Genomic DNA, 6,072 nt, shown 5'->3' with positions numbered 1-6,072 from the left:
CAGTAATCCGCATCGAACGTGCAGTAATCCCGTTCGAGAGTGCAGTAATCCCGTTCGAGAGTGCAGTAATCCCGTTCGAGAGTGCAGCAGTCCGCATCGAACGTTCAGTAGTTCGCGTCGACAGTTCATTGCTCGGGTTCGAGGGTTCAGCCATCTCATCCGATGGTGCACGCTCGATCGGGAGAACTGCACGCTCGATCGGGAGAACTGCACGCTCGATCAGGACTGCTGCACTGTCGATCAGGATTACTGCACTGTCGATCGAGGCTTTTCTTGACCCGTTCCAAATTAGGTGGAAGGCTGGCACCATGCCGCCGACCGACGCCACGACGCTCCTGCGCGATACCGCGCTGCGGGTCACGAGGCCTCGCGTCGCGGTCATCGAGCAGCTCCGCCGGCACCAGCACGCCGACGCCGACACCATCGCGCAAGCCGTCCGCGCCGACCTCGGCAAGGTGTCGACCCAGGCGATCTACGACGTCCTCGCAGCCCTGACCGACGTCGGACTCGTCCGGCGGATCGAGCCGGCCGGATCACCGGCCCGCTACGAGATGCGGGTCGGCGACAACCACCACCACGCCATCTGCCGCGAGTGCGGGGCCATCGCCGATGTCCCCTGCGCGGTCGGCGAGCGCCCGTGTCTACAGGCCAGCGACGACCACGGCTACGCCATCGACGAGGCCGAGGTCATCTACTGGGGCCACTGCCCGGCGTGCCTCGAGCGGGCCGCGGCGACGCATCTGCCCGAAGAGCTGAACGAAACGGACCCTCAACGTCAGCAAGCGCTTCCGCTGACTGAGCCCAGCGGCATACCCAAGTTTGAGAACCCATCGAAGGAGACGACATGAGCGTGGAAGGCCCCCGTCAGGAGCCGGGCAACACCCAACCGCAGACCACCGTTGCCGGTGCACCCGTCTGGGACGGGCAGAACTCCGTCACCGCGGGCCCTCGCGGCCCGATGCTGCTGCAGGACGTCTGGTTCCTGGAGAAGCTGGCCCACTTCGACCGAGAGGTCATCCCGGAGCGCCGGATGCACGCGAAAGGCTCCGGCGCGTACGGCACCTTCACGGTGACGAACGACATCACCGAGTACACCTGCGCCAAGATCTTCTCCGAGGTCGGCAAGCAGACCGAGATGTTCGCGCGCTTCTCGACCGTCGCCGGCGAGCGCGGCGCGGCCGACGCCGAGCGCGACATCCGTGGCTTCTCGGTGAAGTTCTACACCGAGGAGGGCAACTGGGACCTCGTCGGCAACAACACCCCGGTGTTCTTCTTCCGCGACCCCCTGAAGTTCCCCGACCTCAACCACGCCGTCAAGCGTGACCCGCGCACCAACCTGCGCAACGCCGAGAACAACTGGGACTTCTGGACCAACCTGCCCGAGGCGCTGCACCAGGTCACGATCGTCATGTCCGACCGCGGCATCCCTGCGACGTACCGGAACATGCACGGCTTCGGCTCGCACACGTACTCGTTCTACAACGCGGAGGGCGAGCGCTTCTGGGTCAAGTTCCACCACCGCACCCAGCAGGGCATCAAGAACCTCACCGACGCCGAGGCGGGCGAGCTGATCGGCCACGACCGCGAGTCGCACCAGCGCGACCTCTACGACGCGATCGAGCGCGGCGACTACCCGAAGTGGAAGCTCTACGTGCAGATCATGCCCGAGGGCGACGCGGCCAAGGTGCCCTACCACCCCTTCGACCTGACCAAGGTCTGGCCCAAGGGCGACTACCCGCTCATCGAGGTCGGCGAGTGGGAGCTGAACCACAACCCCGACAACTACTTCGCCGACGTCGAGCAGGCCGCGTTCAGCCCCGCGAACGTCGTGCCGGGCATCAGCTTCTCGCCGGACAAGATGCTCCAGGGACGGCTGTTCTCCTACGGCGACGCCCAGCGCTACCGCCTCGGGGTCAACCACCACCAGATCCCGGTCAACTCCCCTCGAGGCGCCGCGAGCTGGAACTCCCCGCACCGCGACGGCGCGATGCGGATCGACAGCAACGGAGGTGGCACCCCGAGCATCAACCCGAACTCCTACGGGCGCTACGAGGACCAGCCCCAGTACCGCGAGCCTGCACTGGCCGTCGGCGCCACGGCTGACCGGTTCGACTTCCGCGAGGACGACGAGGACTACTACAGCCAGCCCGGTGTCCTCTTCCGGGACAAGATGACCGCCGAGCAGCAGCAGGCGCTCTTCGAGAACACCGCCCGCGCGATCACCGGCGCCTCGAAGGAGACCATCGAGCGGCACATCGCCAACTGCACGAAGGCCGACCCGGCCTACGGCGAGGGCGTGCGCAAGGCGATCGAGGCGCTGAACGCCGGCTGAGCCCGCGAGCACGAGCGAGGAGCTCCGACGGAGGGTTGTGCGCGGTTTGGGTCGTCATAGCGACCACAACCACGCACAACCCACTCGGCAGGCCGGCCCCTGTCGGTTTCCAGCAACCCGACCTAGGGTGGACGGGACGCGACGACGCGGAAGGAGCCGGAGATGACGGACGGCAAGGCTTTCCTGGGGTGGCCGGTCCTGCGCCAGGTGGCCAGCCGCGACTGGCTCGGCCGAGGCTCCTCCGTCACGAGCAAGAGCACGCGCGCGATCTCCAACCGCACCGTGACGGCCGACCGGGTCGTCAAGTCCGTCTGCCCCTACTGCGCCGTCGGCTGCGGGCAGAACATCTACGTCAAGGACGAGAAGATCGTCCAGATCGAGGGCGACCCGGACTCGCCCGTTTCGCGAGGACGCCTGTGTCCCAAGGGATCTGCGAGCGAGCAGCTCGTCAACTCACCGACGCGCCAGACCCGGGTCCTCTACCGCGCGCCGTACGCGACCGACTGGTCGAGCCTCGGGCTCGAGCAGGCCGTCGACATGATCGCCGACCGGGTCGTCACCTCCCGGCGGCGCACCTGGCAGGACCGCGACGAGCACGGCCGGCCACTGCGCCGGACGATGGGGATCGCCTCGCTCGGGGGTGCCACCCTCGACAACGAGGAGAACTACCTCATGAAGAAGCTCTACACGGCGCTCGGGGCGATCCAGATCGAGAACCAGGCCCGGATTTGACACTCCTCCACGGTCCCCAGTCTGGGGTCCTCGTTCGGGCGCGGTGGGGCCACGACCTACCAGCAGAGCCTCGCCGACGCTGACTGCATCGTCATCCAGGGCTCCAACATGGCCGAGTGCCACCCGGTCGGCTACCAGTGGGTCATGGAGGCCAAGCGTCGCGGTGCGACGATCATCCACGTCGACCCGCGGTTCACCCGCACGTCGGCGACCGCGAGCAAGCACGTGCCGATCCGGGCGGGCAGCGACATCACCTTCCTCGGCGCCCTGATCAACCACGTGCTGGAGGGTGGCCTGTGGTTCGAGGACTACGTGCGGGCCTACACCAACGCGGCGGAGATCATCGGCGAGGACTACCGCGACACCGAGGACCTCGGCGGGGTCTTCTCCGGCTACGACCCCGAGGCAGGCGCCTACGACAACGCGAGCTGGCAGCCGGCCCGCGACGAGCACGGCGCCATCCGGCGTGACGAGAGCTTGCAGGACCCGCGGTGCGTCTTCCAGATCCTCAAGCGGCACTTCGCGCGCTACACACCGCAGATGGTGCGGGACGTCTGTGGGATCAGCGCAAGCGACCTGGCGTATGTCGCTCACGCCGTCACGTCCAACAGTGGCCGCGAGCGCACGACGGCCTTCGTCTATGCGGTCGGCTGGACGCAGCACTCGGTCGGCGTCCAGTACATCAGGACCGCGGCGATCCTCCAGCTGCTGCTGGGCAACATGGGCCGCCCGGGCGGCGGCATCATGGCCCTGCGTGGTCACGCGAGCATCCAGGGCTGCACCGACATCCCGACGCTCTACGACCTGCTCCCGGGCTACCTGCCGATGCCCATATCGGGCCGGCACGAGACCTTCTCGCAGTGGGTCGGCTCGGTCACCTCGACGCAGGACAAGAGCTACTGGTCGGCCACCGACACCTACGCGGTGAGCCTGCTCAAGTCGTGGTGGGGTGAGGCAGCGACGGCCGAGAACGACTGGTGCTTCGACTACCTGCCGAAGCTGACCGGGTCGCACGACACGTACGCGACGACGATGGAGATGCTCGACGGCACGGTCGAGGGCTACTTCCTGCTCGGCCAGAACCCGGCCGTCGGCTCCGCTCACGGCCGGATGCAGCGCAAGGCGATGGCCCGGCTCAAGTGGCTCGTCGTGCGCGACCTCAACCTCATCGAGTCCGCGGCGTTCTGGAAGGACGGCCCCGAGATCGCGACCGGCGAGCTCGACCCGACGACGATCGGCACCGAGGTCTTCTTCCTGCCCGCAGCCGCGCACGCCGAGAAGGACGGGACCTTCACCCAGACCCAGCGGATGCTTCAGTGGCACCACCTGGCGGTCCAGCCACCCGGTGACGCCCGGTCCGAGCTGTGGTTCTACCACGAGCTCGGCAAGCGGGTGCGGGCCCGGCTGGCCGACTCCGACGACCCGCGCGACCGGCCGGTCCTCGACCTCACCTGGGACTACCCCGAGGACGAGCACGGCGAGCCGTCGGCCGATGCGGTGCTCCGGGAGATCAACGGACGCCACCTCACGGGCGAGCACGCCGGCCAGCTGCTGGACTCCTTCACGCAAATGCGCGCCGACGGCTCGACGGACGGCGGTTGCTGGATCTACACCGGCGTCTACGCCGGTGGGGTCAACGCCTCCCTGCGGCGCCCGCCGCGTCACGAGCAGGGCCCGGTGGCTCTCGAGTGGGGCTGGGCCTGGCCGTTGAACCGGCGCATCCTCTACAACCGCGCGTCGGCCGATCCCGACGGCAAGCCGTGGAGCGAGCGCAAGGCCTACGTCTGGTGGGACGAGGCGCAGGGCAGCTGGACCGGGCTCGACGTACCGGACTTCCCGGTCACCAAGCCACCGTCCTACCGGCCCGACGACGGCGTCGGCGGCCCCGAGGGTCTCTCGGGCATCGACCCGTTCATCATGAAGTCCGACGGCAAGGGCTGGCTCTTCGCGCCCTCGGGTGTCGTCGACGGTCCCCTGCCGACGCACTACGAGCCGCAGGAGTCTCCGGTCAAGAACCCGCTCTACGCGCAGCAGCGCAACCCGGCCCGGCGCGTCTTCCCCCGCAAGGACAACCTCACGGCTCCCTCTGCTCCCGAGGCCGGCTGGCAGGTCTACCCCTACGTCTTCACGACGTACCGCCTCACCGAGCACCACACGGCGGGTGGGATGAGCCGCTGGCTGCCCTACCTGTCCGAGCTGCAGCCCGAGTTCTTCTGCGAGGTCTCACCGCAGCTCGCGGCCGAGCGGGGCCTGACCAACGGCGGCTGGGCCACGATCGTCTCGCCGCGGGCCGCCATCGAGGCGCGCGTCCTGGTCACCGAGCGGATGAGACCGCTGACGATCCAGGGGCACACGGTGCATCAGGTCGGGCTGCCCTACCACTGGGGACGCGGCGGAATCAACGCCGTCGTGTCCGGCGACAGCGCCAACGACCTGATCGGGATCACCCTCGACCCCAACGTCGCGATCCAGGAGTCGAAGGCCGCCTCGTGCGACATCCAGCCCGGGCGCCGACCCACCGGGGAGGCGCTGTTGCGGCTCGTCGAGGAGTACCGCTCCAGATCCGGGACCACCGCAGAGACCGGCAACACGTTGCTCAACCCGGGGGCGAACGAGGAGGTGTCGCGATGAGCACGACCGTCAGGCGCAACCAGTTCTCGGGCCCGCACGACCCGGCGCCGGCCGCGGGGTGGGTCGACCCACCGCCGCGCAAGGGGTTCTTCACCGACACCTCGATCTGCATCGGCTGCAAGGCCTGCGAGGTCGCCTGCAAGGAGTGGAACATGCTCCCCGTGGACGGCCTCGCGCTGACCGGGGAGTCGTACGACAACACGGGCGCCCTCGGCGCCAACACGTGGCGGCACGTCGCCTTCATCGAGCAGGGCCCCGCCCAGGTCGCGCGAGCGCGCGAGTCCGGACGTCGGCTCGTGTCGCTCGGGATGCCGAGCGTCCGTTCCGGTCAGGACGATGGGTATGCCGCTGCGCCGGCTCCCACTGCCACTCCGACT

General features: G+C 68.4%; 3 protein-coding genes and 1 pseudogene. All 4 read left to right on the top strand.

Features of this window, described 5'->3' with window-relative positions:
* On the top strand, nt 1-848 hold an 848-nt coding region (locus L0H79_RS22335), incomplete at its 5' end, for a Fur family transcriptional regulator (RefSeq protein WP_367652505.1).
* Complete coding sequence (locus tag L0H79_RS19955; RefSeq protein ID WP_301486390.1) at nt 845-2,332, top strand: catalase; 1,488 nt, start codon at nt 845-847, stop codon at nt 2,330-2,332. The genes L0H79_RS22335 and L0H79_RS19955, both read left to right, overlap by 4 nt.
* 162 nt (nt 2,333-2,494) lie before the next feature.
* On the top strand, nt 2,495-5,695 hold the full coding sequence (gene fdnG / locus L0H79_RS19950) for a formate dehydrogenase-N subunit alpha (RefSeq protein WP_301486389.1): 3,201 nt from the start codon (nt 2,495-2,497) through the stop codon (nt 5,693-5,695).
* Nucleotides 5,692-6,072: pseudogene (locus L0H79_RS19945) on the top strand (4Fe-4S ferredoxin); the annotation flags it as partial. The gene fdnG and the pseudogene L0H79_RS19945, both read left to right, overlap by 4 nt.

The sequence above is a fragment of the Intrasporangium sp. genome (assembly GCF_030452765.1).
Taxonomy (GTDB): domain Bacteria; phylum Actinomycetota; class Actinomycetes; order Actinomycetales; family Dermatophilaceae; genus Intrasporangium_A.
Note: the sequence above shows the minus strand (reverse complement) of the source record. Positions and strands in the feature narration are given on the sequence as shown.